The sequence below is a fragment of the Desulfosediminicola flagellatus genome (assembly GCF_005116655.2).
GTDB classification, from domain to species: Bacteria; Desulfobacterota; Desulfobulbia; order Desulfobulbales; family Desulfocapsaceae; genus Desulfopila; species Desulfopila flagellata.
Genome location: NZ_CP050698.1, coordinates 2,623,034 through 2,647,051, shown reverse-complemented (window position 1 = coordinate 2,647,051; position 24,018 = coordinate 2,623,034). Strand labels below are relative to the sequence as shown.

Annotated in this window: 23 protein-coding genes and 2 pseudogenes; 5 read left to right on the top strand and 20 right to left on the bottom strand. The window is 40.8% G+C overall.

Annotated elements, in window-relative coordinates:
- The first annotated feature begins 214 nt into the window (after window positions 1-214).
- Together mgtE and FCL46_RS11070 are read left to right on the top strand one after the other, a co-directional pair.
- Window positions 215-1,528: a magnesium transporter gene (mgtE, locus tag FCL46_RS11075; protein WP_136810769.1), complete on the top strand. Its 1,314-nt coding sequence runs from the start codon at window positions 215-217 to the stop codon at window positions 1,526-1,528.
- A 225-nt stretch (window positions 1,529-1,753) separates the two neighbouring features.
- On the top strand, window positions 1,754-2,776 hold the full coding sequence (locus FCL46_RS11070) for a DUF21 domain-containing protein (RefSeq protein ID WP_136810768.1): 1,023 nt from the start codon (window positions 1,754-1,756) through the stop codon (window positions 2,774-2,776).
- A gap of 189 nt (window positions 2,777-2,965) precedes the next feature.
- Here the strand turns inward: FCL46_RS11070 and FCL46_RS11065 are convergent, their stop codons facing one another.
- Together FCL46_RS11065 and FCL46_RS11060 are read right to left on the bottom strand one after the other, a co-directional pair.
- Window positions 2,966-3,856, bottom strand: coding sequence for a universal stress protein (locus FCL46_RS11065; RefSeq protein WP_167506108.1), 891 nt, complete (start codon window positions 3,854-3,856; stop codon window positions 2,966-2,968).
- Between the two features lie 121 nt (window positions 3,857-3,977).
- Complete coding sequence (locus FCL46_RS11060) at window positions 3,978-4,523, bottom strand: DUF2062 domain-containing protein (RefSeq protein ID WP_136810766.1); 546 nt, start codon at window positions 4,521-4,523, stop codon at window positions 3,978-3,980.
- 606 nt (window positions 4,524-5,129) lie between these two features.
- Here FCL46_RS11060 and FCL46_RS11055 point away from each other — a divergent pair.
- Window positions 5,130-5,930 carry a 4Fe-4S binding protein gene (locus tag FCL46_RS11055; protein WP_136810765.1) on the top strand — a complete coding sequence of 267 codons (801 nt, stop codon included), beginning with the start codon at window positions 5,130-5,132 and terminating at the stop codon, window positions 5,928-5,930.
- Window positions 5,931-6,038: 108 nt separating this feature from the next.
- Here the strand turns inward: FCL46_RS11055 and FCL46_RS28445 are convergent.
- Together FCL46_RS28445 and FCL46_RS28830 are read right to left on the bottom strand one after the other, a co-directional pair.
- A pseudogene (locus FCL46_RS28445) lies at window positions 6,039-6,167 on the bottom strand (protease); the annotation flags it as partial.
- A pseudogene (locus tag FCL46_RS28830) lies at window positions 6,163-6,327 on the bottom strand (sigma 54-interacting transcriptional regulator); the annotation flags it as partial. The pseudogenes FCL46_RS28830 and FCL46_RS28445, both read right to left, overlap by 5 nt.
- A 473-nt stretch (window positions 6,328-6,800) precedes the next feature.
- Between FCL46_RS28830 and FCL46_RS11040 the strand changes: the two are divergent.
- Complete coding sequence (locus FCL46_RS11040; RefSeq protein ID WP_136810764.1) at window positions 6,801-8,852, top strand: methyl-accepting chemotaxis protein; 2,052 nt, start codon at window positions 6,801-6,803, stop codon at window positions 8,850-8,852.
- Between the two features lie 184 nt (window positions 8,853-9,036).
- On the opposite strand, the gene FCL46_RS11035 is transcribed toward FCL46_RS11040, so the two are convergent.
- The 4 genes from FCL46_RS11035 to speB form a co-directional block, all read right to left on the bottom strand.
- A complete protein-coding gene (locus tag FCL46_RS11035) occupies window positions 9,037-9,627 on the bottom strand; it encodes an NF038143 family protein (protein WP_136810763.1) in 591 nt (196 codons plus the stop codon).
- A 36-nt stretch (window positions 9,628-9,663) separates the two neighbouring features.
- Complete coding sequence (locus tag FCL46_RS11030; protein ID WP_136810762.1) at window positions 9,664-9,906, bottom strand: hypothetical protein; 243 nt, start codon at window positions 9,904-9,906, stop codon at window positions 9,664-9,666.
- 50 nt (window positions 9,907-9,956) lie between these two features.
- On the bottom strand, window positions 9,957-11,708 hold the full coding sequence (locus FCL46_RS11025) for a YeiH family protein (RefSeq protein WP_136810761.1): 1,752 nt from the start codon (window positions 11,706-11,708) through the stop codon (window positions 9,957-9,959).
- Between the two features lie 511 nt (window positions 11,709-12,219).
- A complete protein-coding gene (gene speB, locus FCL46_RS11020; RefSeq protein WP_136810760.1) occupies window positions 12,220-13,023 on the bottom strand; it encodes an agmatinase in 804 nt (267 codons plus the stop codon).
- 399 nt (window positions 13,024-13,422) lie between these two features.
- On the opposite strand from speB, the gene FCL46_RS11015 reads away from it, so the two are divergent.
- Window positions 13,423-14,106, top strand: a complete 684-nt coding sequence (locus FCL46_RS11015; protein ID WP_167506107.1) for a tRNA (adenine(22)-N(1))-methyltransferase — start codon at window positions 13,423-13,425, stop codon at window positions 14,104-14,106.
- Between the two features lie 15 nt (window positions 14,107-14,121).
- Here the strand turns inward: FCL46_RS11015 and FCL46_RS11010 are convergent, their stop codons facing one another.
- From FCL46_RS11010 to FCL46_RS10955, 12 genes are all read right to left on the bottom strand, one after another.
- Window positions 14,122-14,550: a hypothetical protein gene (locus FCL46_RS11010; protein WP_136810759.1), complete on the bottom strand. Its 429-nt coding sequence runs from the start codon at window positions 14,548-14,550 to the stop codon at window positions 14,122-14,124.
- Between the two features lie 354 nt (window positions 14,551-14,904).
- Window positions 14,905-15,537, bottom strand: coding sequence for a metallophosphoesterase family protein (locus tag FCL46_RS11005; protein ID WP_167506106.1), 633 nt, complete (start codon window positions 15,535-15,537; stop codon window positions 14,905-14,907).
- 290 nt (window positions 15,538-15,827) lie between these two features.
- Complete coding sequence (locus tag FCL46_RS11000; RefSeq protein WP_136810757.1) at window positions 15,828-16,157, bottom strand: hypothetical protein; 330 nt, start codon at window positions 16,155-16,157, stop codon at window positions 15,828-15,830.
- 368 nt (window positions 16,158-16,525) lie between these two features.
- Entirely contained in the window at window positions 16,526-17,104 is a 579-nt protein-coding gene (locus FCL46_RS10995; RefSeq protein WP_136810756.1) for a leucine-rich repeat domain-containing protein, read from the bottom strand.
- A gap of 260 nt (window positions 17,105-17,364) precedes the next feature.
- Window positions 17,365-18,000, bottom strand: a complete 636-nt coding sequence (locus FCL46_RS10990) for a LysE family translocator (protein ID WP_136810755.1) — start codon at window positions 17,998-18,000, stop codon at window positions 17,365-17,367.
- 271 nt (window positions 18,001-18,271) lie between these two features.
- A complete protein-coding gene (locus FCL46_RS10985; RefSeq protein WP_136810754.1) occupies window positions 18,272-18,556 on the bottom strand; it encodes a hypothetical protein in 285 nt (94 codons plus the stop codon).
- Window positions 18,557-18,763: 207 nt separating this feature from the next.
- The gene (locus FCL46_RS10980) at window positions 18,764-19,921 is read right to left on the bottom strand and encodes a class-III pyridoxal-phosphate-dependent aminotransferase (RefSeq protein ID WP_136810753.1); all 1,158 of its coding nucleotides are present in this window, start codon (window positions 19,919-19,921) and stop codon (window positions 18,764-18,766) included.
- A 216-nt stretch (window positions 19,922-20,137) separates the two neighbouring features.
- Window positions 20,138-20,776 (bottom strand): glutathione transferase, encoded by a 639-nt coding sequence (gene yfcF, locus FCL46_RS10975; RefSeq protein WP_136810752.1) that lies wholly within the window; start codon window positions 20,774-20,776, stop codon window positions 20,138-20,140.
- 106 nt (window positions 20,777-20,882) lie between these two features.
- Entirely contained in the window at window positions 20,883-21,227 is a 345-nt protein-coding gene (locus tag FCL46_RS10970) for a hypothetical protein (RefSeq protein ID WP_136810751.1), read from the bottom strand.
- A gap of 849 nt (window positions 21,228-22,076) precedes the next feature.
- Window positions 22,077-22,793, bottom strand: coding sequence for an SDR family NAD(P)-dependent oxidoreductase (locus FCL46_RS10965; RefSeq protein ID WP_136810750.1), 717 nt, complete (start codon window positions 22,791-22,793; stop codon window positions 22,077-22,079).
- An 83-nt stretch (window positions 22,794-22,876) separates the two neighbouring features.
- Entirely contained in the window at window positions 22,877-23,425 is a 549-nt protein-coding gene (locus tag FCL46_RS10960) for a hypothetical protein (protein ID WP_136810749.1), read from the bottom strand.
- 84 nt (window positions 23,426-23,509) lie between these two features.
- Entirely contained in the window at window positions 23,510-23,995 is a 486-nt protein-coding gene (locus tag FCL46_RS10955) for a GNAT family N-acetyltransferase (protein WP_136810748.1), read from the bottom strand.
- Window positions 23,996-24,018 lie beyond the last annotated feature (23 nt).

Sequence of the window (24,018 nt, the reverse complement as noted above, 5' to 3'; positions counted from 1 at the left end):
TATCCATAGGCAATAGTACATTTTATGTGGTTGAACAGGTCCGTAATGTAGTAAAAGTATTGCAATCCGTTTCCTCTCATCTTAGGTGGATGGAGACAGTGTAATAATAGAAAAATACAAGCAGATTTGCTTATAACTGTATGGTTGAAGTACGATTGGACATAAAAAACAGCATCTTTATCTAACATCTATCAGCTGAATAGAGGGAAACCCTATGAGCGATGACCCACAAATCATCAAATTTCTTGAGCGTCTCGTTGAACAGGACATTGGAAAAGCAGTCAAAATTCTCGAAGACACGAATAAGGCAGATGCTGCCTTTATCCTTGGGAAAATGTCCTCACGCAATGCTATTCAAATAATGACACGGTTACAGACCAGTTTTGCTTCAGCATTGCTGGAAATAAGTGAAGTGGAGACTGCGGTAGCGGTCCTCACTGCGCTGCCGCCTAATAAAGCTGCATCAGTTGTTATGCATTTGTCTTCTGTTGCACGGGACCGACTGCTTCCTTCCATTTCAGGTAAACTTGCAGACAGAATACGTGAGCTCTACACGTACCCAGAAGGAAGTGTAGGACGTTATATGTCAACAGATTATCTCACTTTTCTGAAACATGAAGAAGCAGGGGATGTAATCGAAAAAATACGATCGCTGGCAAGCCATAAAACGATCCCGTCATCCTACACGTACGTTGTCGATGATGACGGAATTCTGCTTGGCGTTCTGAATATGCGTGATCTAATGCTTGCAGAATCCGATTCGCCGCTCAGCGCTGTCATGATTCCAAAGGTTTTCACTCTGCATTGTTTTTTAGACAGAAGCGATGCTGCACGAGAGATGGCCAAAAGAAAATATTTTGCTGCACCGATTGTTGATAGTGAAGACCGGCTGCTCGGAGTTATAAAGGCCGAAAATATGCTTACCGGACTGCGGGAAGACGTTACCAGTGATCTTCAGAAGATGGTTGGTGCTGGCGGTGATGAGCGTACCTTCTCTCCGTTGACTTTCGCTTTGAAGAAACGGCTTGTCTGGCTGCATGTTAACCTTGCTACTGCTTTTATGGCAGCAGCAGTTGTTGCTGTATTCGAGGATATTATTGCAAAAATTACTGTCCTTGCTGTTTTTTTACCGGTTATAGCAGGACAGGGGGGAAACGCTGGTGCACAGTCTCTGGCGGTAGTAATGCGGGGCTTGGTTATGCGTGAGATTCCCCCAAAACGTGTTAAGGAACTTATCTGGAAAGAGACCCGACTTGGTGCAATAAACGGCGTGGTTATCGGTATTGTAACAGCGGCAATTGCCTGGTGGTGGAACGGTAATGCCTGGTTCGGACTGGTGATAGGTGTAGGTATGATTTTAAATCTTATCATAGCCGGTTTAGCAGGTAGTTCTATCCCCATCCTTATGAAAAAAATGGGGATAGACCCAGCACAAAGTTCAAGTATCATCTTAACAACTGTTACTGATGTCATGGGATTTATGGCCTTTCTTGGCCTTGCGGTTATTTTTCAGGATTACTTGATTTAGATACTTTTCATCATAAAACTCAGCATTCGGTTCAAGGTAGAGGCGCAGCTCAGATTTTACCACAAGCATATAGCTGATATTTTGAGGGTAATATTCTCTGTCGCGATGCTGTAATTGGGTTGAATGGTCGTTTTAGGCTGGAAATCAAATCATTTCCAGCAATACGCCTGTATTGTCAACGTAACTTCTCAAAAATATATAGAAAAAATAGGATAGGGTTAATATATGACTGCTCTGGTGTGGCTAGGCATACTGTTTTGTATCTCACAGTCGGCAATGTTCTCAGGCCTCAATCTCGCATTTTTCAGCGTTTCCCGCCTACGGCTTGAAGTGGAGAAAGGGCAGGGCAATAAGGCTGCAGATAAAGTACTGAAAATGCGGGAAGATGCCAACTTTTTGTTGACTACCATACTCTGGGGCAACGTCGGCATTAATGTTCTGCTGACATTGCTGTCTAACCACGTTCTGGCGGGTCTTGGTGCATTTCTCTTCTCAACTGTATTTATTACGGTGATGGGTGAAATTGTACCCCAGGCATACTTTTCAAGGCACGCACTTAAGACTGCTTCGCTGTTAAGTCCCGTGTTGAAAATATATCAGGTACTGTTATTTCCTTTTGCCAAACCTACCGCCATGATGCTTGACAGATGGCTCGGCCGTGAAGGGTTAAACTTTTACCGGGAAAAGCAGCTCCGGGAGATGATTGATCTTCATGTAAAAGACAAGGACAGTGATATCGATGCTGTAGAAGGCAGGGGAGCGCTGAATTTTCTGAATCTGGATGATATGGTGATTACAGAGGAGGGTGAGTCTGTTGACCCCAAAAGTATTGTCAGCATACCTTTTAATGGAAATAACCCTGAGTTTCCTAAATTCAACAGCAATCCTGAAGATCCATTTTTGAAGCGAATCCAGGAATCAGGTAAAAAGTGGATTATTATTACCGATGAAAGTGATATGGCACATTTTGCCCTTGATGCTGATAATTTCCTGCGCGAAGTATTCTTTTCAGGACAACCTCTAAAACCTTTACACTTCTGTCATAGACCTATCATCGTTTCAGATCCTGAGACCACTCTTGAAATGGTGATACCTCGATTGAAAGTAACTCCGCAACGAACAGGGGATGATGTTATCGATGAGGATCTCATACTGCTCTGGGGAAGCAGGAAAAAGGTTATTACGGGGGCGGATATTTTAGGGCGATTACTACGGGGTATAGTACCGGGGAATGGTGGAACGGATTAATCAGATTACTTCAATGAGCTATAAATCAACAGATTCATAGCTCATCTTGGGATCAGTATTTTTACTGATTATCCCTAACATTCAGCGGGTATTGTGAGACTGTTAGGAGTAAGGAGTATCCTGATGCCTCACTTTTTCAAGCTGAGTTTCGGTAGTAATTAGATTGTTTTTTTCATTCATTACAGCTTGCTACACCTTTATAGGTGACTCAAATCCTTCAGGTTTTACGGTAAGTAGACTGCATCCGGTTTTTGTCAATATGGTCTCCGCAGTGTTACCGATTAAAAATCCTGGGATACCTGTTCTGCAGACAGTACCCATAACCAGCGTGTCTATCTCCGAACCTTCTTCCATTTGCTCGATAATTTCGTGGAGATTTCCCTCAATCAAGTGAAGTTGATCACTAGTGTAGGGAATCACTGCTGAATCAAGAAGGCTTTCCAGAGCCTCTCTACGTTGTACACGCAGTTTCTTTTTGAGCTCTTCGAAATCTTCAATTTTGACGTTAAATCTCGGTCCGTGCAACAGCATCTCCACCTCTACCCGAAATGTGTGTAGATAGTGCACAGCAATTGCTTCCTGCTCGGCAAGAGAATGCGCAAGTTGGGCGATTTTACGGTTCAGTTCTAAAGATATAGGATCATTATTACTCACATCAAGCGCTGCCACTATCTTTCGCTGGTCTGGTGGTAACTGTTCGTTGGCAACCCAGATGGTACAGGGGCATTTTCTGAAAAGTTTCAGTGCCAGTCGGTCCTGTGATTGTCCTGATGTACCACCCTTGATTACAAGGTCTATCGAATCTGTGATCACTTTCTGAATGGCAGCTATAAAATCGATACCTTCAAGTTTTACTACAGAGACATCAATGTCGAGCCATCCTTCATTTTCCAGAATTTTTTCAGCAGAGTCTACGGTGTCATTTCCTTCTGGAATAGAGTTGTGGTTGCTCCCGGAAATGAAAGCTATTTGTAGTTGAGCCTGATTCCGGCGTGCAAGTTCCTGAACCCGCAACGCGAGTGGATCGTTTGCTTGAAGTTGATTATCCGGGATAAAGAGTATCTTCTTAAAACGTTTCACTGCTCCTCCATAAGTGTGTAAACAGATTGTATCTGTCGAGAGGCTATCAAATCAGGGCAACAGGTAAGAAGCGACGCCAACCTTTACGAGTGTTAAGCTAAGATATTATATTCTACTGTAATCACCCTTTTTTTGTTGAAGGTGGATTGTTTAACAATCGTTTGCGGTTCCTGTGCACAATAAGATACCTGATGGCTATCGATGTTATGCCGTAGACAATTAATGCAGAGAACAGACCGACAATAATACTGCCTGTTATTAGGGGGATGATTATCTCGCGACCAAGGTTCGTTATAGTCTTGAATTGGGTGCTGAAGTCGAACCAGTCCATTTTCAACAGCATTACAGTAAGGTCACTGAATACTCTATATACCTCGCCAACGGGTGGGCCGGAATGGAAGAAGTTACCTATGAAATAGTTGAACGTGTAGATCGGCGCCATGGTAGCCGCATTGGTGATCCATATCATAATTAGAGCAGCCGGGCGGTTCATGTTGAACAATGTTGCCAGGAAAATAACTATAGCAAACTGAACTCCGATAGTCGGAGTAAAGGCTACAAAGGTACCGAGGGCAAAACCGCCGGAGATAGCGCGTGGTGAACGGCGAAGTCGTACCATCCACTTCAAGACTGATCGATATCGAACAAATTGTTTTTTTTCACTCATCTGTTGTTATAAACTCATCACCTGAAAAATAGATTATTTGGAGTGCAGCAAACAAAGTAGGACATCAATGCTTGACAGTCTATGTTTTTTTAGACGGGCACGGAGATAATATATTACAAATCCGGTCAACAAGCAGGTTTTCTCTCATGTTGATAGCTATGGAAACTCCTTCTTAACGTCCAAAGAATGGTTTGAACTGTAGTGTTTGTCATTTTTTTTCTGTCGATTAAGGAGTCTTAACAGCCTAATTCGACTCTGTAGTGTCCATTTTCTTTTACGCAAACACGTTGCTTGCCTGCTTTTGTCAACATTTCACCAAGGGCTTATGTCTCCTGGGTGAATGATGTATTACCGAAACAAAAAAAACGACTACACGCCTAACCGATTGCGATGGTATCTTGTGAAAACAGTCTATTTGCTGAGAAACTTCGGCGATGGTGCTATAGTACTGGCCGTAACCTTATGAATTGCTTGCAGGAGCAGGGTGTCTGCAATTGGTTGAATTGCTATATAGTTTATTACGTTTTTTTGAATTTGGGTTTGTGATAAATTCCGCTAAACTCTGAACACATACATGTAAAAGATCAAAAGGGATAATAGATACTCATGAATAGAAAAAATATACGACTTGTCTATTTTTCACCGACACACACTTCACAGAAAATAGTTCAAGGTATTGCAAATGGTATGATGCCGGTTGAGGTGACACATTGTGACCTGACTTTACCTGATCCTGAGAGGGCAAATCAGGTTTTTTCAGAAGATGATTTTGTCATCTTCGGTATGCCGGTATATGGTGGGAGAATACCGGCTGAAGCCGTCGCCAGGTTAAAAAAAATACACGGGAAGAATACTCTGGCGGCTATAGTGGTAGTTTATGGAAATAGAGCTTACGAAGATGCTCTTCTGGAATTGAAAACTATTGTTGCAGCTGCGGGATTTCCCCCCATTGCTGCTGGTGCTTTTATTGGTGAGCACTCGTTTTCTAATAGCGAATTCCCTATTGGAGCAGGAAGGCCCGATGAGGCAGATATTACTGAAGCAGAGGCGTTTGGTCAGCGTATTGTGGCAAAGCTTAATCGTTTAGAAGATGCTGATCGAATTGATGCGGTTGAAGTCCCAGGTAACTTTCCTTATAAAGATGGTATTCCACCCTCCGATGCTGCTACCACTACCAATGATGCTGCGTGTACCATGTGTGAAAGTTGCGGATTCGTTTGTCCAACTGGAGCGATAGGATATACAGACAGAGTAATTACCGATAATGAAAAATGTATATTATGTTGCGCGTGTGTGAGAAGTTGTCCTTCTGAAGCAAGGGCGTTAACTCATCCACCTATGCTGAAAATAACTACGTGGCTATTTGACAATTTCAAAGAACCCAGAAAACCTGAAACGTTTATTTAAGTCGACAGTTATATGAAAAAAATGCAGGAGAACACGACCTGGTTTTCAGGTTATGCCCTCCTGCATTTAATCGTGAAAATAGAGTGTTACCCGTTCTGATTACCGCATTTAAATCTCTATTTTCGCTCCAGGTTTTTCTACGAAAGCAGCAAGCCAGGCTGGGTGTGCAGGCCACGCTGGAGCTGTTACAAGGTTTCCCTGAACATGGGCCTGGTCCATCTCGATTGCTATCCACTTCAAAGTTTTCCAGGATTCCCCCGAGCATTACACGGGTGAAGGCGCCCTCTACGTAACCGAATAGTTCACTCTGAATCAAATATCTCGGCAGGAGTCCGCAGTTCTCAGCGGCAAAAGGTCTACCCCTCTAGTTACTTTTGTTATGGATGGACTGAGCAAAAAAATGGATTGCCAATCAAACTTTCTACAAGAAGAATAATTTGTTGTACGACTAACCCAGCTGTCTAAAAATAAGGCTACAGAGAGCACATTATTGGCTCAGAAATGTCTAATAATTGGGCAGTTTGAGATGCTTGTCTGTAGGAGATAAATCTTTTTTATACTTGTATTAGAAGTAGTTATAAATAATCAGGAAAACAAATCTCTTCCCAATTAAAGATAGGTACAATCTATGCTATAATACATTTAAACACACAGCAATTGGATATAAATAGACGCATGTAGTCCAGTTACAAATGCACAATTTACCACGCATTTTCAGAAGTTGTTTATACGACGTATTGATGTGCGCAATGATATTTTACAGGCAGTCAGGTGAACATCGAGAATTGAAGTGATTTGACAACAAACATACTGGTGTGACTATTCCGTTTTCCCCATATTTTGTTGAGTAAATTTAGAAATGGAGAACATATGCTAAATAGAATCAAAAACTTAAAGTTCACAACGAAACTTTTTGTTTCAATGCTTTCCATTTTGATTGTCTCGATAGTGATCACATCAGCGAGTGCTGTCAGGATGTCAAAAAAAGGATTGTATGCACTAGGTGAAAGTGCAATCGAAAGTATACATGCCAGTCTGTATCAATCTCTTGATGCAATTGATGAAAATCTTCGAAAAAAGTTAGATACAGATTTGACCCTTTTGGAAAAAGAACTTTTCATTAAAGGTGGGCTCACTTTTGATGAATCTCAATTAGTTCAACAAAATCTGATACATCAAGTCACAAAATCATCAACAAAAAAAAGCATTCCACAACTCCTTGCTGGTGAAACCATTCTCAATGGAAACACTGAAATAGTAGATGGGATTGAAAAAATTACGACTTCATCTGCTACGATATTTCAACTGGTAGATGATAAACTGTTGCGTATAGCCACAACTGTCAAAAACACGGATGGTAAACGTGCTGTTGGGTCCTATATCCCATCCGATAGTCCTGTTTACAAAGCGATAATGGGCGGGCAGATATTTCGTGGAAAAGCCTTTGTTGTTAACGATTGGTACCTCACAGCGTATAAACCAATCAAGAATGACAAAAACAAAATAGTTGGCGCAATCTATGTCGGTCAATTGATGATATCAGACCAGGTAAGAAAACTCGTTTCCGAAACCAAAATCGGAGTCGGGTACTTTTTCGTATATGCAGATAACGGGTCCGTGCTTGTACATCCGAGTCTAAAACCTAGCGACAATCTTCTTGAAATTGTACCTGCCTTTAAAAATCCGGATGGTTTTGTCGAGTATGACTGGAAGGGCAGTGCAAAGGTAACGTATAAGAAATATATTGATAAATGGGGTGTCTTTCTGGCGGTTGGAATGAACCGTACCGATATTGTCGCCGGATTAGATAAAAAGATGCTCAGTAATAGCCTGCTGGTTGCAGTTGGTATTATTGCTGCTTCGATATTTATCACTATCCTGCTGGTTCGTTCAATAAATTCAAGCCTTAAAGATCTTGCAGCGAAAGCGGTTAAGGTCGGTGACGGCGATTACACCATTGATTTTTCATCAAATGTCGATGATGCAATCGGTCAATTAACGAACTCTTTGGCAGTTATGGTCTCCAAAGGGAGGGAAATGCTTGAAGACATTATCAGATCCTCCCAATCGTTAGCTGCTGCCTCGACTGAACTTGCAGCAATTTCAGACAAGATGGTTGAAAATGCTGAATCAACTACCACTATTGCAGATGAAGCTGCTTTAAATGCTCAGGATGTTACCGACAATATGGGTTCAGTATCGGCAGCCATGGAAGAGTCGACTACCAGCCTGGATATGATAACATCCGCATCAGAAGAGATGGGGTCAACGATTCAGGAAATAGCAGAAAATAGTGCCAGGGCAAGACAGACAACTGAAGAAGCTGTCGCAGATACCAAGCGATCCCATGAAGGAATCTCAGAACTGGGTGAGGCAGCTAAAGCTATTGGTTCAATAACTGAAACAATTACAGAAATATCTGAGCAGACTAATCTGCTTGCCCTCAATGCCACCATAGAAGCAGCCAGGGCCGGCGAATACGGTAAGGGATTTGCCGTTGTGGCAAATGAAATCAAAGAGTTGGCCAAAGGCACGGCTGAAGCAACTGGCAAAATCCGTGAGGCTATTAATGGCATACAAGTAAAAACAACCAGTACCATTAAAGATATCGAGGCAATAACAGGCGTAATTAGTCAGGTTAACGATATTGTAAATGGAATTGTTACAGCTGTTGAAGAGCAATCAATCACAACCAATGAGATCGTCAAAAATGTCACACAGGCGTCTCTGGGCATTTCAGAGATAAACGAAAATATTGCTAACAGTAATGAAATGACGACAAACATGAGTGATGGGGTTCGACAGGTCAAAGAGCGTTCTATAGAAGTTAAGGAAAGCAGTGAGAATGTACGTGAATCTGCAAATGAGCTCTCACAACTTTCCGAAAAATTGACATCGCTGGTGTCTAAATTCAAAATATAGCTGTAAATGCAACAGCTATAATTTGCCTGGAATACAATGTGCTCTCCTGAAGTGTACGGTCTGGCTCATTTGAAATAACACTTTTGCTCCTTTGAGAATATTACGTGTCTCAACGGGGCAAAGGTGGCATCCAACGGCTCAGACTCCATTCATGCTATCTCTTTTGATTTTGCCTCCTGGAAGATTACGAAAAAACTGTTTCCACTTCCTGTCGACAAAGGTCTTTAAGGCTACGCTGCATTCTGGCGGCTATGAAATGAATATCCTGTTGGTCACCCTCAATTTTCGGTAATAGAGCTGCGTTGAAGGTATTCTCTGCGGTATTAAGCTGATTGCTGAATAGCATATAGCTGGATTTGTTGCGATAATAGTTACGGATCATTTCTTCGACAGTTTTTCCAGGTGAAGTTAAAAGGTTACGGTAATGATCAGTCAGTAGCGTGATCCAGCCAAGGTAGAGGGGAACTGCTTCCGGAGCCATGATTTCTGCCTTTTCAATCAGCCGTGCAATTTCAGGATGTGTATCATTCTGCACAGATTCCCAAGCGGTATCAAGGGCCAGGCGCCTGGAGAGCAGGTAGTGATTGGCAAAGCTTTTCAGCCCGTTTGAATACTCTTTAACTTTCCATGCATAAAACACAAAGAATACAGGAATAAAGATCATCCAGACAGGAGGTACCGGCTTTTCCAGCACCCGCCGCGCCAATTGACTGGCCATTGCTTCTTCGTATTCGAGGATTTTCTGTTTTTTTTCTTCAGTAACGAATTCACTCATGAGCACTGATAGTAAAGGTTTGTTGGTTTGTTTTGTCTACTCTTCCTCAAGGACAGATTCCAGATACTCTTCAGCCTCCTGAACCTGTTCAACATCTGTATAATAATATCTGGTAGGATCAATCCCGTTATCATCGAGATAGCGTGACATGCTGTTAAGAATGTCGAATGAACGTGTAAGGTACGGCAGGAAAACGTACACAAACACTAGTGCTGCCCCGAAGGTGACAAAAAAAATCAGTAATCGTTGTGGCAGGCTTTTAGTGATAGTTGATTCCATACAGTTCAGAGGGGCCGGAGAAATGCTCCCCGGCCCATTCCTTGTAGCTGTTAGATTTTAGCAGTGATTTCCGGAAACACCAGATAGAACATGATGTACGCCATAGTCAAGGTAAGAACCAGGTTGAGGCTCTGGCCGCAGACATAGAGAATCAATGGTTTTCCCCCCTTGAAATACTTGGCAAGTTCCCTGAAATTTGTTGAAAGACCGATAGCTGCAAAAGAAAGAGCAAAGAACCAGCCGCGCAGGAGTCGTGTACCGCCTCGCACTGCGCCCTGATCGATAAGAGCACTGCTCATTTCCTTACCAAGGTTCGTGTCAAGATAAGAGAAGAGGATTGAGGCAGCGAGAAAACCGAGTACGAACTTAGGGAATCTGTGCCAAATTTCACCAGCGCCGACGGAACGTGATTCGGTTCCGTCCTGCTCTACTTTCATGCACCAGTATAAAGCAACACAGAATGCGGTAACACCGATCATGACATTCTGAATCATCTTGATGGTTGCTGCAACATATAATGCCTTCTCCCCAAGAAAGGCACCAGCGGCTGCCACTGCGCCTGTTGCATCAATTGTGCCGCCCATCCAGGCACCTCCAAGGATCTCAGGCATACCAACAGCCTTGATTACAGCAGGCATGGCAATCATCATTATAGCGGTGAAGACGAGAGAAAGACCGATGGATAAGGTGAGTTCCTCCTTTTTAGCTCTACAGGCGGCGGCAGTGGCAATCGCAGCAGATGTTCCACACACAGACATGTCGGCGGAGATTACAATGTTCAGGGTTTTGGAAGGAATTTTCAGGACTTTCTGACCAAAGATATATGTCGACACCAGAACAACAGGGGTAACTACCCAGGCGACGAAAATCCCTGGGATACCAATGGACATAATCTTACTGAATAACACTTCCGCACCCAGCAGGACAAGACCGGTTTTGATAAAGAATTCAACCTGGCAGGAAGGCAGAACCCATTTCGGGGTTCCGATAGAGTTGGCAATTATCATTCCAAGCAGAACGCCCCAGGCCTCTGCGCCAAAACCATATTGTCTTGAAATCGCCTGTCCACCAAGCATGTGGGCAATGACTGCCACCAGAAATACAATGACAAATCCCTTACCGAACCTGACGATGCTGTAGCCCATCATTTTGAGGCCAACACCAAAAAACACTATCATAAACAGACAAAGGCCAATCAGCGACGGAATACGGTTGAATGCTTTGTTAGTGGTTTTGCTCTTTGCAGATGACGCTTTTTTTGCAGCTGCACGCCAGTCGACAATCTTCGCTTCGGCTGTTTCATTTAATGCCTGATCTTTAAAAAGTGCGGTAGCCGCTGCCTCTTCTGCTGCTAAAGCACCAGACAGCATAGCCGCTGCGTTAGTCTTGGCTTCTTCGTAGGCAGGTATAGCCTTGGTGTTTTTCGCAGTTGCCTGCGCTTCTGTAAAGACAAGAGAGTCAAATGGATTATTTTTCCAACTCCCGGGTTTTTTAGTCCAGTACGATATAAATTTCCCAAACCCGGTGGCACTTGAAGCTTTAAGTTTTTTAAGATCATCGGCGGCATTGTAGTATGCAACGGTTTTGAATGGGGCCCGAGCCGCCTCAGTCATCTGGGTCTGTTTTGCTGCCTCGATCTTGATGGCAAATTCAGCCTTTGGTCCAAATACCAGATAGGCAACAAGGCAAACAGCAATGACCAGAAACCCAAGCCAGATTGCCAGGTAATCCTCCTTGGTCCAGAGATCGGACAAAGCGCTTTTTCCGTGGTCTACAACAATATTTGAATCTGCTTTAGCCATAAAAAAGTCCTCCGTGTTGGTATGTTCCTAATCGGTTTTGATGGGTATCCTCAGCGGTGCCAAAATGATTCACACCTGCTCTTTTGGATGACACATTGCTGTACAACTCAATCGAAAAAAGCACCGTAGAAAATCAGCATAGAAGAATCGAATAAGGTTTCCTCTTCAGAGCTCACAGTAAACTCTATACCTTGTTAGGTTATGTTTGAATAAAAAATGTGAGCTAAATAAAAAAAGGTTACGTGCTGTTGTTTCTTTTGCGGGGAGAAGAGGGGAGCGGTACTTACGCTATTGTCCACATAGGATGAAGAGACAAGGAACTTCGTGAAAATAATAAGGGCTCAGAGTTGATTGCCTCTGAGCCCTTATGTGTAAGGTGCAATAATAGGATTTCTGATGGAATGTTTCTGTTTTATCATCATTGCAAATTCAAGAGAAACTGATTTCCATAATGCTTATCAGGATATTCAAGCCAAATATCCACGCATTAGTATCGTTAATAGGAGGCTAATCAGCCCCTAAGCATCCTGCCGATCAACTCCTTTAAGAACTTGCCTGCCACCATGCCGGTCATGCCATTGATGTCACGTGCTGGATTGTACTCCACAATGTCAGCTCCGACCAGATTGCCTTTTAGGTTGTGGAGTATTTCCAGAACATCCCTGGTTGTCATTCCACCTGGTTCATGATGAGAGACACCTGGCGCATAGGCTGGATCGAGGCAGTCCAGATCTAATGACAGGTATACTGGTCCGTTGAAGGATATTTTTTTTGCAGCAGTGATATTTTTCATTTCTATGACCTCGACTCCAAAACGATCAGCCTGTTCACGTTGATGGCCAGTCATTGTACGAATGCCCACCTGCACCAATCGAACTGCTAAATTTTCTTCCATGATCCTGGCAAATGGACACGCATGAGAATATCGATTGCCATCCAATTGATGGTAAAGATCGGGATGTGCGTCGAAATGCAGTATGTTCAGTTTTTTATAAACTTTTGAGTAGGCACGAACGACCGGCAAGGTGATAGAGTGATCTCCACCAAGTGTGATAACTCGCGATTGTGTTTTTAAAAGCATTTCTATTTCGCTTTCTATTTGCGAAAAGGCCTTTTTTTCATCAAAAATCTTTATATCTCCCTTGATACGCCATCCAGGCGATGTCTCCAGGTCGATCAGATTCTCGGTCCACATATTGGAAGACTTGCAGTAAAACCCTTCTATTATTTTGGCAGGAGCAAGCGCCGGTCCCTTTTGGTAGGATGAGTTACAGTCAAGCGGCGCGCCTACAACAACAATATCATTATCGTTCATGACCTGGTTCTCGTTACGTTGAGTATTTATGTTCTAAAGACCTTATCAGCCCCAATCTCCTTCTCCTTTAAAGTGTGCTGGCAAGATGAGACTTTTTGTTACTTTAATTTGTTATGTATTAATTAGTTACAATACACTCGCAGCATTTGCCATGATTTTTGTAAGGTGAATTTACAATGCCATGTTGGTATGGGTTATTCAAATATCCCTACAACTACAGCTAAATGTAATGGAAATGGAATATACGAAGGGGAGGAAGGGTGTTTTTGGCTCTTTTCAGATCAGGCAGGCCAAGGTAAGAATGAAACTCGTTCTATGTCTTGATGTTCAACGCACTATAAATAAGCGGTACCAGTACGCAAGCTTTATACCATTACAGCCAGCAGTAGAGGTATTACATTGAAACTTAGCAAGAGATTGAAACACATTGAATCGATGGTTACGCCTGACTATACCCACATTTGGGATTGTTGCTGTGACCATGGATTGTTAGGTTCAGCTCTAGTATCCAGATGCGCAGCACCACATATCCACTTTGTTGACATTGTTCCTGAGATTATGGAAAAGCTGGAAAGTAATCTGCAAAGCTTTTACCAGAGTTCACCATCACGCTGGCAGCTTCATTGCCTTGATGTGACAGCAATACCATTCGAACAATATGAAGGAAAAAGCCTGGTCATTATCGCCGGAGTTGGTGGTGATCTACTCACTCACTTCGTCAATAGTATTCACCAGAAACACTCCGCAAAAGATATCGATTTCCTGTTGTGCCCGGTATACCACCAATTTGCACTGCGACAGCAACTCATTGAGCTTGATTTCAGTCTTATAAATGAAGTGTTAGTTGAAGAAAACAAACGTTTCTACGAGATACTATTGGTTTCATCATCTGCAGGTAACACTGGTAATCTATCAAAAATCAGCCCGGTTGGTGAGTTGATCTGGCAAGCTGATACGATTGAACAAGCAAAAGTCGCTGTGAACTATCGCAAAAAAACACTGGATCATCTCCAGCGAATGCAGCAAAGAAATGCTGTTGATATTCAGCATGTTATAAATGCGTATCGTTCTGTAGATGTCTGATGGTATGAGTGTGTGTTATATATTTGTTGCGACAGCTTTATTTTTCAATATTTCCGATATTTTTTCAGGATACCGTGTTGATAAAATAACAGAACGCCTTTCTTTGTTGGCTATATCTAAATAGTCGTACTCAATATTACATTTTAAAAGGCCGAATGAAAATAATGGTATTGGAGATATTTGTGCTTTGACAATATATTTGTACTCGATTCTTTCATTTTCTCCTTTGCCGTTAATCACTACAAAATTATCATAGAAAGTATGTCTAATAAATGGGAGTGAATACGCTATCATTCGTCCCGAATGATAGCAACACAACTCATTGTGTATTATTTCAAGATCTTTTTCATAGTGTTCCTTTTTAAGACCAAAAAATAATTGTTGAAAAATCAATACGGCAAAAGATATTGATATCAATAGAATAGCAAGAATGAGTATATTCATTAGGATCTTACGAGATTATCATGTTTTTTAAGTTATAGAAGTCTGTCGGGTTGAACATTTTTTACCTCAAACACCTTCCTTTTGTGTCCGAATTCATTTGCGTTTTATGGTGTACCGACTTGCCGGGACGACGAATCAGGTAAACAGTCTCCGAAATCACCAGGGGAAGAATACTTTTCGTCCAGATCATGCTGGTGAGTAATACGAACAGGTTCTCTTTCGGTACGAAGTGGATTAACTCGCCCGGTTTTACATCTTTCCGAGGTTCTTGATCTTTCTCGACAATTGTCTCGTCAACAAAAGGCCATTCTCGGATGGCCTCACAGAGGAAAGTGTACTATTTTGACCTATATTTCAAGTCATTACTTCATTTCCTCCCATCCTCCAGTGCCAGACGTGTACCGGTTTTTTATTTGATAAGGGATATATTTGAATCTCCAACTCAGGAAGGCTGAGTATCGCGCAAGTGTGGTTAAATTTCGTGCTACCCGGATTGATCACCAGAACATTGCCCAGCTGTTCTGCAAACACTTGGTGGGTATGGCCGACCACGAGCACATCGAAATTAGATCCTGCCAGTTCATCTGTCCACTGTCTTTTACGGTCGGGCAAGATCTGTGCATTTTCATCCAACAGGGTAATCCCCTTTCTGAGTGACAGGGGAGGACTTGCATGAACGAAGTAAATACGTTTCCCTTCCAAGGTTATTTGTAGCGATAAAGGCAACTTCTCTAAAAAATCAACGACAAACTCAGCTTTCCCATCTGCTGGGGTGTCTAGATACCAAAGGTCATGGTTTCCCATAATCGTTTCGCAACCATTCCTGATTATCAAATCAACGGTTTGGACCAGCTCTGTTCCATACCCGGCATTGTCTCCACAACAGAAGATACGATCCACCCTCTGTCTCTGAAAAATCGAAAAAGCGTCATGCACGGGGCCTGCTGTGGCATGCACATCACTGATTAAGCCAATCTTCGTGGACACACTCGTTCCCTGCCTGACTATTGTGGGTTGGTTGGTGAAATTTGGGTATCTACGCGCTATTCAAATTCTGGATACTTTTCTTGCATGCATTTTGGCCAAATACTATGGCGTATTTCAGCCTCCGAATATTCTGAAATATAATAAAGGGATCATTTATAGTGTAAACATCTTCATTTTCAAATCTGTCTCGATCAGTTTACTAGCGCATCTGGATAGAACCATATCGAGCTTCAGCGAGTCCTGCTAAACACAGTGTAGCGTTATTGAACACATTGTTATACGAATTTATTTTAATAGATTAACGAACTGAATATCCAGATTATAACGCCAGCAAGAACATAACTTAGCGCTGGAAATATGTTTTCATTTTCGTGCTTTTCTTTACTCTTAAGAGTCTCAACTTTTCGAAAAATCACTTTTGGAGTATGTAAGGCACCACTTTTTGATTGGCTGAAAACACTTGGTAAGAATATTACAATCGGTATTGCACCTAAAACAAAGAGGGTGAAGTCTAATTGGTGTGTATTTTTAAGGATAAAAAATACAATAAAATATCCGATACTTATGAGTGCTGCAGCAATAGGTATACTTCTAACGAGACAACCAATTATGTTTTTCATAACAATTGATCTCCATTCTTGATTGTGTTTTATTATATCATGATAACGTTTGAATTCTGTGATTTTGCGCGAGAAAGAACACCTACTGTAATGTGTTAAATGTCTGTATTTGTATTATCTTGTCGCTATCTTCTAGTTAAAAAAACAACCTCTATTTTTTATTATCTGATTGCCACCGAAACTCAGTTTGGTTTCAACAGGGCAATTTTGTCATGGGAAAACTATTGATAAAACGGACCATCTTGTGAGGTGATTTCTTCATATCGAGTGGGATATCAAGTGATTGGAAAGTATTGATTGCTTGTGTCGTTTACGCCTCACACCTTACGCCTCACCTTTCGTTGCTGAAAATTAATGGTAATCAGATTTTATAAAACGACCAATAGGCCATTTCGTTCTTTTCCTAATTGTATAAATCTACGTTTAATTTCATCAGAGAATGAATTTTGTTCAACACACAACCATTTTAGTTTTGGAGCATTTATTGCCCACGAAATTAATGAATCTCCACCTTGGTCGCCAATACCACATTGTACAAGCCCAATCTCCGTCACTGTTGGAGGCAATGCTTTGACTAAAACAAATACACCCTCATCTCCTAAGTGTTTATTATAGCTCATGCTAAATGATTTTAATGAAGGTCCTCTTTTATCATGAACGGTCTTGATTGCTTCTGCAATGCGTTGTATTTCCTTATACGTTAAATCAGCATTCCGCAAATGTAAGTCATAGTTTGATTTATTATCAGTCAATGACTGAAGATTATCGGCTGCTTTTTCACATACAGGTTTATTAATTGATCTTAAAGTATGTATTAAATAGCTTATAATCATTTCAGGTTTTTCTTCTGCAGACAAATAGCTTGAAAATACATTGAGTATGATAGTGAAGCTAAACACCCATACTGGAAATGTTATAAAGAACAATGTCCTCTGTAATTGTTTCATAGTGTATTCTTCTAAATATCGAGGACTTTTGCCGACCTTTCTTGACGATTTATTCTGATTCCAGAATATTACATATATCTGTAACTATTTTCTCAACTTTCTTAGCTGATAGAGACTTGAATGAATAGTGTTCTAGTTCGTCTTCATCATGTATGGAGTTATTATACAACTCGATAATTTTCTTCTTAGGCCATTTCTTGCCAAACAAAAATCTTTCGCCTCTAGAATCTATAGTCTTGATATTGTATACTTACCTTTTGTTACTCGATGACCTCTTCGACAATTATAAAGCCACCCATAGCCAACAACAAAGACCCGGAAACACGTTCTTGAATGTGTTTGGTTTGATTCCTTGCCGAAACCCATGAAGAGATTTTTGTACTTGTGAAAGCAACAAAAATATCACAAGGAATTGCTGTAAGCGTGACGATAGAACCTAAAACTATAATCTGTGTGGAAATTGGTCCTGCATCGGCAGTAATAAATTGAGGGAGAAATGCTAAGAAAAACAAAGCAGTTTTAGGGTTGGTGAGCTCAACTAAAACACTTTCTTTATAAATCTGTAAATTGTTCTTTAGTCGTTTACTTTTTATGGATTGGATATCAGAAGAACATGTTTTCCAATATAGTACACCGAGATATATTAAATAAATAGCTCCAGCAATTTTTACCACGGAGTATACAAATGGAGAGTACTTAAATATTGCTGATACTCCAAGAGCTGAAAGGATAACATGTACCATAAGTCCAGAAGCCAGGCCAAATGCTGCAACAACACCACCCTGAGTCCCTTGACTTATACTACGGGCCATTACATAAAGATTCGAAGGTCCAGGAGAGAGGTTTAGTATTATAGCTGCTATGGTAAATGTGAATAGTGTTTCAATTGAGGGCATAATATTCTTTTTTTAAATATTTTTTCTTGTGCTGAGTTGAAAGATAAAATATTCCGCGACATTGTGTTGTTCTACTTGAAACTTGGTCAATATCTTCAATTTACCTTATTGAGAGCGTAGAGTAGAGGGGCGGTATTATTTCTAATAATTCACTTATTGATATACAGAAGTAACATTTGTCATTGAAGTATTTGAATTCTTTAGTGTTTTTATTTAAGGTAACGATTGGTTAGCGAGATGTATTTATTAAATAGAGAGAAACAGTGATAGATCAAAATGGTATTTCTTCATCTAGATCTATTTCTTCAAACTCGTCATTTATGGTATTTTCTCGTGCATGAAGAATTTCGTTCATGCCGTTTTGGTGGAGCCAAATCGGATCGGCATATTTTTCAATATATTCGTTTGCAGGGATTCCGTTTATTGTAGGAGGCCTTTTGATTCTAACTTGCTTGCCATTCATCATTACCGATTTATATTTCCTCCGCATTTCTGCTTTATCTTCTGTTCTCTTTTGCTTTTGAGCTTTTGTTAACTTTTTTGATCTCTTTGGCATAGGGTATATTGTCTACCATTGTGAAAACGTGACCATCAACGGCAGGGGTGAAGTGAAGTGGAATCCCCGTCAGTGTGCAAGGCATTGTGCTATTGTCTATTTATCTCCGGAAGCGTATTGCTCGGCCTTGTTGATCAGGTTACTTGCCTGATTGACATCACCGATGCAAAAGAGTTCTGCATTTTTGCATCCAAGTGCATGGCTTTGTTAGTCCGTAGTTTCTAATAGTGTTTCAATGTTCGCCAGCAAATGTTCAATGTCTTTTTTATCAACCGTCAACGCTGGATCGAACCGTAGAATATTACCATTTGGATAATACCCTGCCAGGAAACCTTTTTCCAAAAGCTTATGATAAGCCCACGTTGCTGTAATTATAGCATGTGGATAGAACTCTAAAGCAAGTAGTAGACCTCTTCCGCGAGCCTCTTTGACAACATCAAAACTTCTTTCAATTCGTTTCAAACCCTCAAGAAAAAAGGCTCCAACTGCTTTGCCTTTTTCAATGAGGTTCTCATCCTTTAGGACAGTGATTACTTCTTTAGCAATTGAGCAGCCCAGAGGGTCATTCTGATGAGACTGAGCGTAACCAAATCCACTAGACTCAGTTATTTTTGCAATATCCCGGCTTACTGCGACCGCACTGATGGGATATCCATTTCCAATACCTTTACCTATAGCGACGATATCGGGCTGGATGTCATAGTGCTGGTATCCGAACCATTTCCCTGTGCGACCGATACCTGTGGTTATTTCATTGGCAACCAGAATACCACCATGTTGTTTAACTCTCTTGGCAATATTTTTTACGAGTTGTTTGGGTGGGAATTGAACAAACCCAGTGCCACTTCCACCTGGCTCCAAAACAAAACCACCTATTTTTTCAAATGGGATCGCATCTAAGCAGTCACACTGAGCACTATGTTCACATGCACTCCAATCAAACAATTCCCATTCATCAGTGTCCTTTTTTCCTGCAGAACCGTAGGCCGCAAGATAAGAGTTAAAGAATGTGAGAAATAAAGGTTTTTCAGCAACCCGTCTTGCTATTTGCACGCCAAATTCAACCGCCTCGCTACCAGAACTCAGAAAGACGCATTTGCCGTCATCAATCCCGGTGATATCGAGAATATCTTTTGCGGTTTCCTGGGCAAGGGAATGAGGGTAGCGCGTACCAAGATGAATGACCTTCTGAATTTGTGCTATCATTGCGTTATTGATTCGAGGATGGCAATGTCCGAGAGCTGTACACCAAATGCCTGACTCAAAATCAACATATTGTTTACCATCTTTATCATATAGATAACAGTTCTCTGCCCTCACAAAGTCGGTTTTGAAAATCTCATGGCTTTGTAAAATGTTGTTCATTCGATTTCCTTTAGATGACTAACGATGCTTTTCAGCGGTCGTGACTTTTTATGCTCAGCAGAAAAAGCCTTGTTGGAACCTGGTTCTGTTACATCTGGATGAAGCACTCAATTTGCCACAGCAGTAGGTGGTTTGAACCCAATTCCTGTAACCCGAGTACGAGCGTAACGCAGTGAAACGGTGTGAAACGCCTTGTTAACCTTTTGATATTTTAACTTATGATTGACTCAGACTTACCCATTTTTGGACAGACTCTTTTTTCCATTGATGTTCGGCGTAGCTCTTGAGTTTCTTGGGTATATCGTCACCGTTCATTATTAACCGATTTAACATCAATGCTAACTCTGTGTCGGCTATGCACCATTCACTGAAAATGTTCAAACGGTCATCTGTAAGTATATTTTCTAGTGCAGAAATTAGCTTGTCGAGTGATTTGGTTGCTGCTTCAGAAAGAGGTAATGGATTTTGTTTCGAGTAGAAAATTACCTCTGTTGACCGTTCGTCACGTATTTCTAAAAAGTCACTCCTGAGCCATGCCTGAACTTGCCTTGCTATAGCTTTCTCTTTTTTAACACTCGGATATACTGATACGAATTGTGGTGGAGGATAAATCTCTTCGAGATATTCAGTAATAGCTGAAGATTCGGATAAATGGAAATCACCTATAGATAATGTTGGTACTCTACATGTACGAGAAAGCGCTGAGTATTCAGCTTGGTAGTTTTCTTTGGCCCCTAAATCGATTTTTATCATTTCGAAAGGAATACTTTTTTCTACAAGTGTTACAAACACCGCCATGGCGTAGGGGCTGGTAAAATTTGAGTCTACGTAGAGTGTTACGTTTTCTGTAATCATTTTTTTCTATAGGTTTACGCCGCCATAAATTGCATTTTTGGAGGAGCCGTCGTGTGGTATTTACCAGACAAACGATTGACGGGAAAATGTCGATTTGATGACTTCGTTAATTGATTTCATGTAATTGCTCAACAACAAATTGAGCTGCTAATTTTAAACCTTCTTTTTCTAAAACTTCCGCCAGAACTAGAAGATAATCGTGCTCTTTTATATGGATCTCATAACCATCGGGTTTTCCCCAGTAGCCATATACTTCAACATGCCCCTTAGGGATAAAACTACCTTCAACATCCCGATCATAATCGTCTAGATCATGTTCGTAAGTAATCCCAAAGCCGCCGTCACTATTCCCGTACCCGTGCCGTTTCTTGGCAAATTCACTAAGCTGAGATAAATCGCTCCAAAATCCTATTACCTCAACTACCTTATCTTTCTCATCTGCACTTAACATGATTTCACTTAATGTTCCGCCTCGCCGAACCCGCGCTGTTTGCGGGAAACGTGGTCGAACGGGTCCGGACGGAGTCGGGCCATTCTAACATATTGAAAATTTGTCATTAATCCACGGGTTAAAGGTGTTTAATGGGCCTATATCTTTATCTTTACAATCATATTCATCATTATAGATTCCGTGTTCTTCACGAAGTTGAAAACCGATATGAGGCTCTATAACTTACTGACCTTTAACATGAAACCCCAATCTAGAATGAATTGTTTCAACAAAACTTTGACTTCCGACAGCTACGCTTTAACTCCAGCATGGTTGTCTACTGATAGCTCCATTGGTAAGCGATTCATTTACCAAAGCTTTGTGAGATTTCTAAAATGGATTATAGGATGCAAAACCTGTAAGTTCCGCAAGCTTATGATAATCTATGAGCATTGACTTTCTTCTATGCTTCTGAATCTCATTATACCCACACAAAGACCACTCTGAAGGATGTGCGACGACTCCAGCACGCACCATATTACAAACAATGTAGACAATACATCGCAGCAGGTGCTGTTCAACCTCCACTGCTGTTGCATGGTATCAATCCTCCCAGAAAGCTCCTTTCCTCTTTTTTTTCAAATGTGTGAGATGCCAACTTTGACCAGAAATATAGTGTCTTTTCGCTCTTGGCATAGGAGGTTATTGTCAAATACTGATCTATGTTAACGTTTTTGAACATAAAAAACGCATTGTTGCTGTGTTTTAAGGCCCATTACTCCATACTGCAAACGGAACTACAGTAACTTGCCGTGGCCCGACCCCAACATCACCCACAGTGGAATGGCTGGTTTGGCAAAATTTATTTTATCACCATCTATTTGAATTACGAACACTAAATATTTGGCCTGTAATTCTACCCGAAAGCTGTGAGGCTAGAAATACAGCTGTACCAGCAACGTCTTCTGGTAAAAGGATATTTTTGTTCTTTCCTACAAGATTGGAACTATCCAACATATCAGTTTTGATCAGACCAGGACAAATTGCATTTACTCGAATACCCTGATCTCGCAACTCATCAGCTAAAGAGTAGGAAAGAGCAACAATAGCAGCTTTAGATGCACTATAAGCCGCGGACCCGGCTAGCCCACGTAAACCTGCACCAGAAGCAATGTTGATGATGTTGCCTTCCTGCCTTTCTTGCATTCCTTGCAAAACAGCTTTGGTGCAAACTACAGTACCACGGACATTTACATTCATTGTTTGATCCCATTCATCCAATGGCATTTGTGAAAATGAATTTTGAAATTCAACACCAGCATTATTGACCAAGATATCTATGCGACCAAATTGATCATGTATTCTTTCAAATGCATTAAATGCATCTTTCTCGTCTGAAATGTCAGCTTTTACTGCTAGGGAATTACGCCCAAGTTCAGAAACAAGTATTGATGTTTGTTCAACTTGCTCATTTGTACGTGCAATTATTGCGACATCAGCACCTTCACGAGCATAATTCAATGCAATTGAACGTCCAATGCCTCGGCCTCCACCTGTAATAACAGCGACTCTATTTTCTAAAAGCATGGATATATCCTTCGTAGGCCGAACGTGGAATTGCACTGGAAACCGCGCTGTTTGCGGTTTCCAGTGCAATGTTTTGTTAGCATTTAGATTTTATCTTTAATTTCTTTAATTACTTGCTCAATAGGAACCCCTTGAGAGAGAGGAGTACCATCAGTGTCAATTCTAGTATAGTGATCAGTTCTCCATGTTGGATAAACGTTGTTATTAAAGAAATCTAGCAAAGAACCTTGAGCTGTTGGTTGGTAAAGATCTCCAGACTTGGATAAAAATACAAGATGACGACCGTTTCTAAGAAAAGTGATCATATCGATAACGTTTTCACTCAAATATTTAGGTTTTGAGGATATTGTCACACTCTCAATATTTTGGTCACCGAAAATTATTTGTTCAATACGACCCTCTACTCTTTTAGGAGGATTTTTAAAAAATGAGAGATTTTTACCTTTATCTAACCCACCACTTAAAAATGCAATGGCAATCAAATCAGATTTAGTGACTAAAAAGGTTAAATCAGCTAATTCAGCGGGTTTATCTTGAAATTGAGGCTCATTGTTATCGAAAACATAGACAGCACCTACTATTAACCAGAATGTAGTGAAAATTAATGTTGCCTTTATATTTATTTTACGCATTGATTTCTGGAGCTATCTATATTTTAATTGCTAACGTTAATCTAACCAGCCCGTGCTTTTTTCGAGTCCGTGTTTAGCGTTTAGTTAGCGCTTTATATTTATTTCTAGTAAAGGGGTTGTTCTCCCTTCTATTGTTGAAGGAAAATCCTCAATGTATTTAAACCCCATTTTTTCGTAAAAGACTTTTGCATTTGGATCTGCCAATACATTTACCTTAAATATGTTGTTTTCAGTACAATATTGTTTGAAATGCGAAATCATTTCCCTACCAAAACCCTGTTTTATAAAATCAGGTAATAGAAACATATGTTCTAACCAAAAACCTTTTTCTAAAACGATATTTTTCATTTGAAAGTTGCTTTTTAAAAATATTATTGAATAATAACCAATTACTTGATTTGCATTTTCAAGAGCAAAGACATTATTCTTAGCTATATAATTATTTGTGATGGTTAATTCATTTTTCCAAATATCAAAATAGCTGGATGGGTAATTCCAGTATGATTTTGATTTAAATGATATGTCTGTGAGCAACTCATGCTCATCTATTATTGCTTCTCTTATAGTCATTTTGAAAGGAATTCATCTTTTTT

Excerpts from the sequence above, each read along its gene's own strand:
- mgtE (WP_136810769.1), top strand. The coding sequence starts at position 215 with ATGAGCGATGACCCACAAATCATCAAATTTCTTGAGCGTCTCGTTGAA.
- FCL46_RS11070 (WP_136810768.1), top strand. The coding sequence starts at position 1,754 with ATGACTGCTCTGGTGTGGCTAGGCATACTGTTTTGTATCTCACAGTCG.
- FCL46_RS11060 (WP_136810766.1), bottom strand. The coding sequence starts at position 4,523 with ATGAGTGAAAAAAAACAATTTGTTCGATATCGATCAGTCTTGAAGTGG.
- FCL46_RS11055 (WP_136810765.1), top strand. The coding sequence starts at position 5,130 with ATGAATAGAAAAAATATACGACTTGTCTATTTTTCACCGACACACACT.
- FCL46_RS11040 (WP_136810764.1), top strand. The coding sequence starts at position 6,801 with ATGCTAAATAGAATCAAAAACTTAAAGTTCACAACGAAACTTTTTGTT.
- FCL46_RS11035 (WP_136810763.1), bottom strand. The coding sequence starts at position 9,627 with ATGAGTGAATTCGTTACTGAAGAAAAAAAACAGAAAATCCTCGAATAC.
- FCL46_RS11030 (WP_136810762.1), bottom strand. The coding sequence starts at position 9,906 with ATGGAATCAACTATCACTAAAAGCCTGCCACAACGATTACTGATTTTT.
- FCL46_RS11025 (WP_136810761.1), bottom strand. The coding sequence starts at position 11,708 with ATGGCTAAAGCAGATTCAAATATTGTTGTAGACCACGGAAAAAGCGCT.
- speB (WP_136810760.1), bottom strand. The coding sequence starts at position 13,023 with ATGAACGATAATGATATTGTTGTTGTAGGCGCGCCGCTTGACTGTAAC.
- FCL46_RS11010 (WP_136810759.1), bottom strand. The coding sequence starts at position 14,550 with ATGAATATACTCATTCTTGCTATTCTATTGATATCAATATCTTTTGCC.
- FCL46_RS11000 (WP_136810757.1), bottom strand. The coding sequence starts at position 16,157 with ATGAAAAACATAATTGGTTGTCTCGTTAGAAGTATACCTATTGCTGCA.
- FCL46_RS10995 (WP_136810756.1), bottom strand. The coding sequence starts at position 17,104 with ATGAAACAATTACAGAGGACATTGTTCTTTATAACATTTCCAGTATGG.
- FCL46_RS10990 (WP_136810755.1), bottom strand. The coding sequence starts at position 18,000 with ATGCCCTCAATTGAAACACTATTCACATTTACCATAGCAGCTATAATA.
- FCL46_RS10985 (WP_136810754.1), bottom strand. The coding sequence starts at position 18,556 with ATGCCAAAGAGATCAAAAAAGTTAACAAAAGCTCAAAAGCAAAAGAGA.
- FCL46_RS10980 (WP_136810753.1), bottom strand. The coding sequence starts at position 19,921 with ATGAACAACATTTTACAAAGCCATGAGATTTTCAAAACCGACTTTGTG.
- yfcF (WP_136810752.1), bottom strand. The coding sequence starts at position 20,776 with ATGATTACAGAAAACGTAACACTCTACGTAGACTCAAATTTTACCAGC.
- FCL46_RS10970 (WP_136810751.1), bottom strand. The coding sequence starts at position 21,227 with ATGTTAAGTGCAGATGAGAAAGATAAGGTAGTTGAGGTAATAGGATTT.
- FCL46_RS10965 (WP_136810750.1), bottom strand. The coding sequence starts at position 22,793 with ATGCTTTTAGAAAATAGAGTCGCTGTTATTACAGGTGGAGGCCGAGGC.
- FCL46_RS10960 (WP_136810749.1), bottom strand. The coding sequence starts at position 23,425 with ATGCGTAAAATAAATATAAAGGCAACATTAATTTTCACTACATTCTGG.
- FCL46_RS10955 (WP_136810748.1), bottom strand. The coding sequence starts at position 23,995 with ATGACTATAAGAGAAGCAATAATAGATGAGCATGAGTTGCTCACAGAC.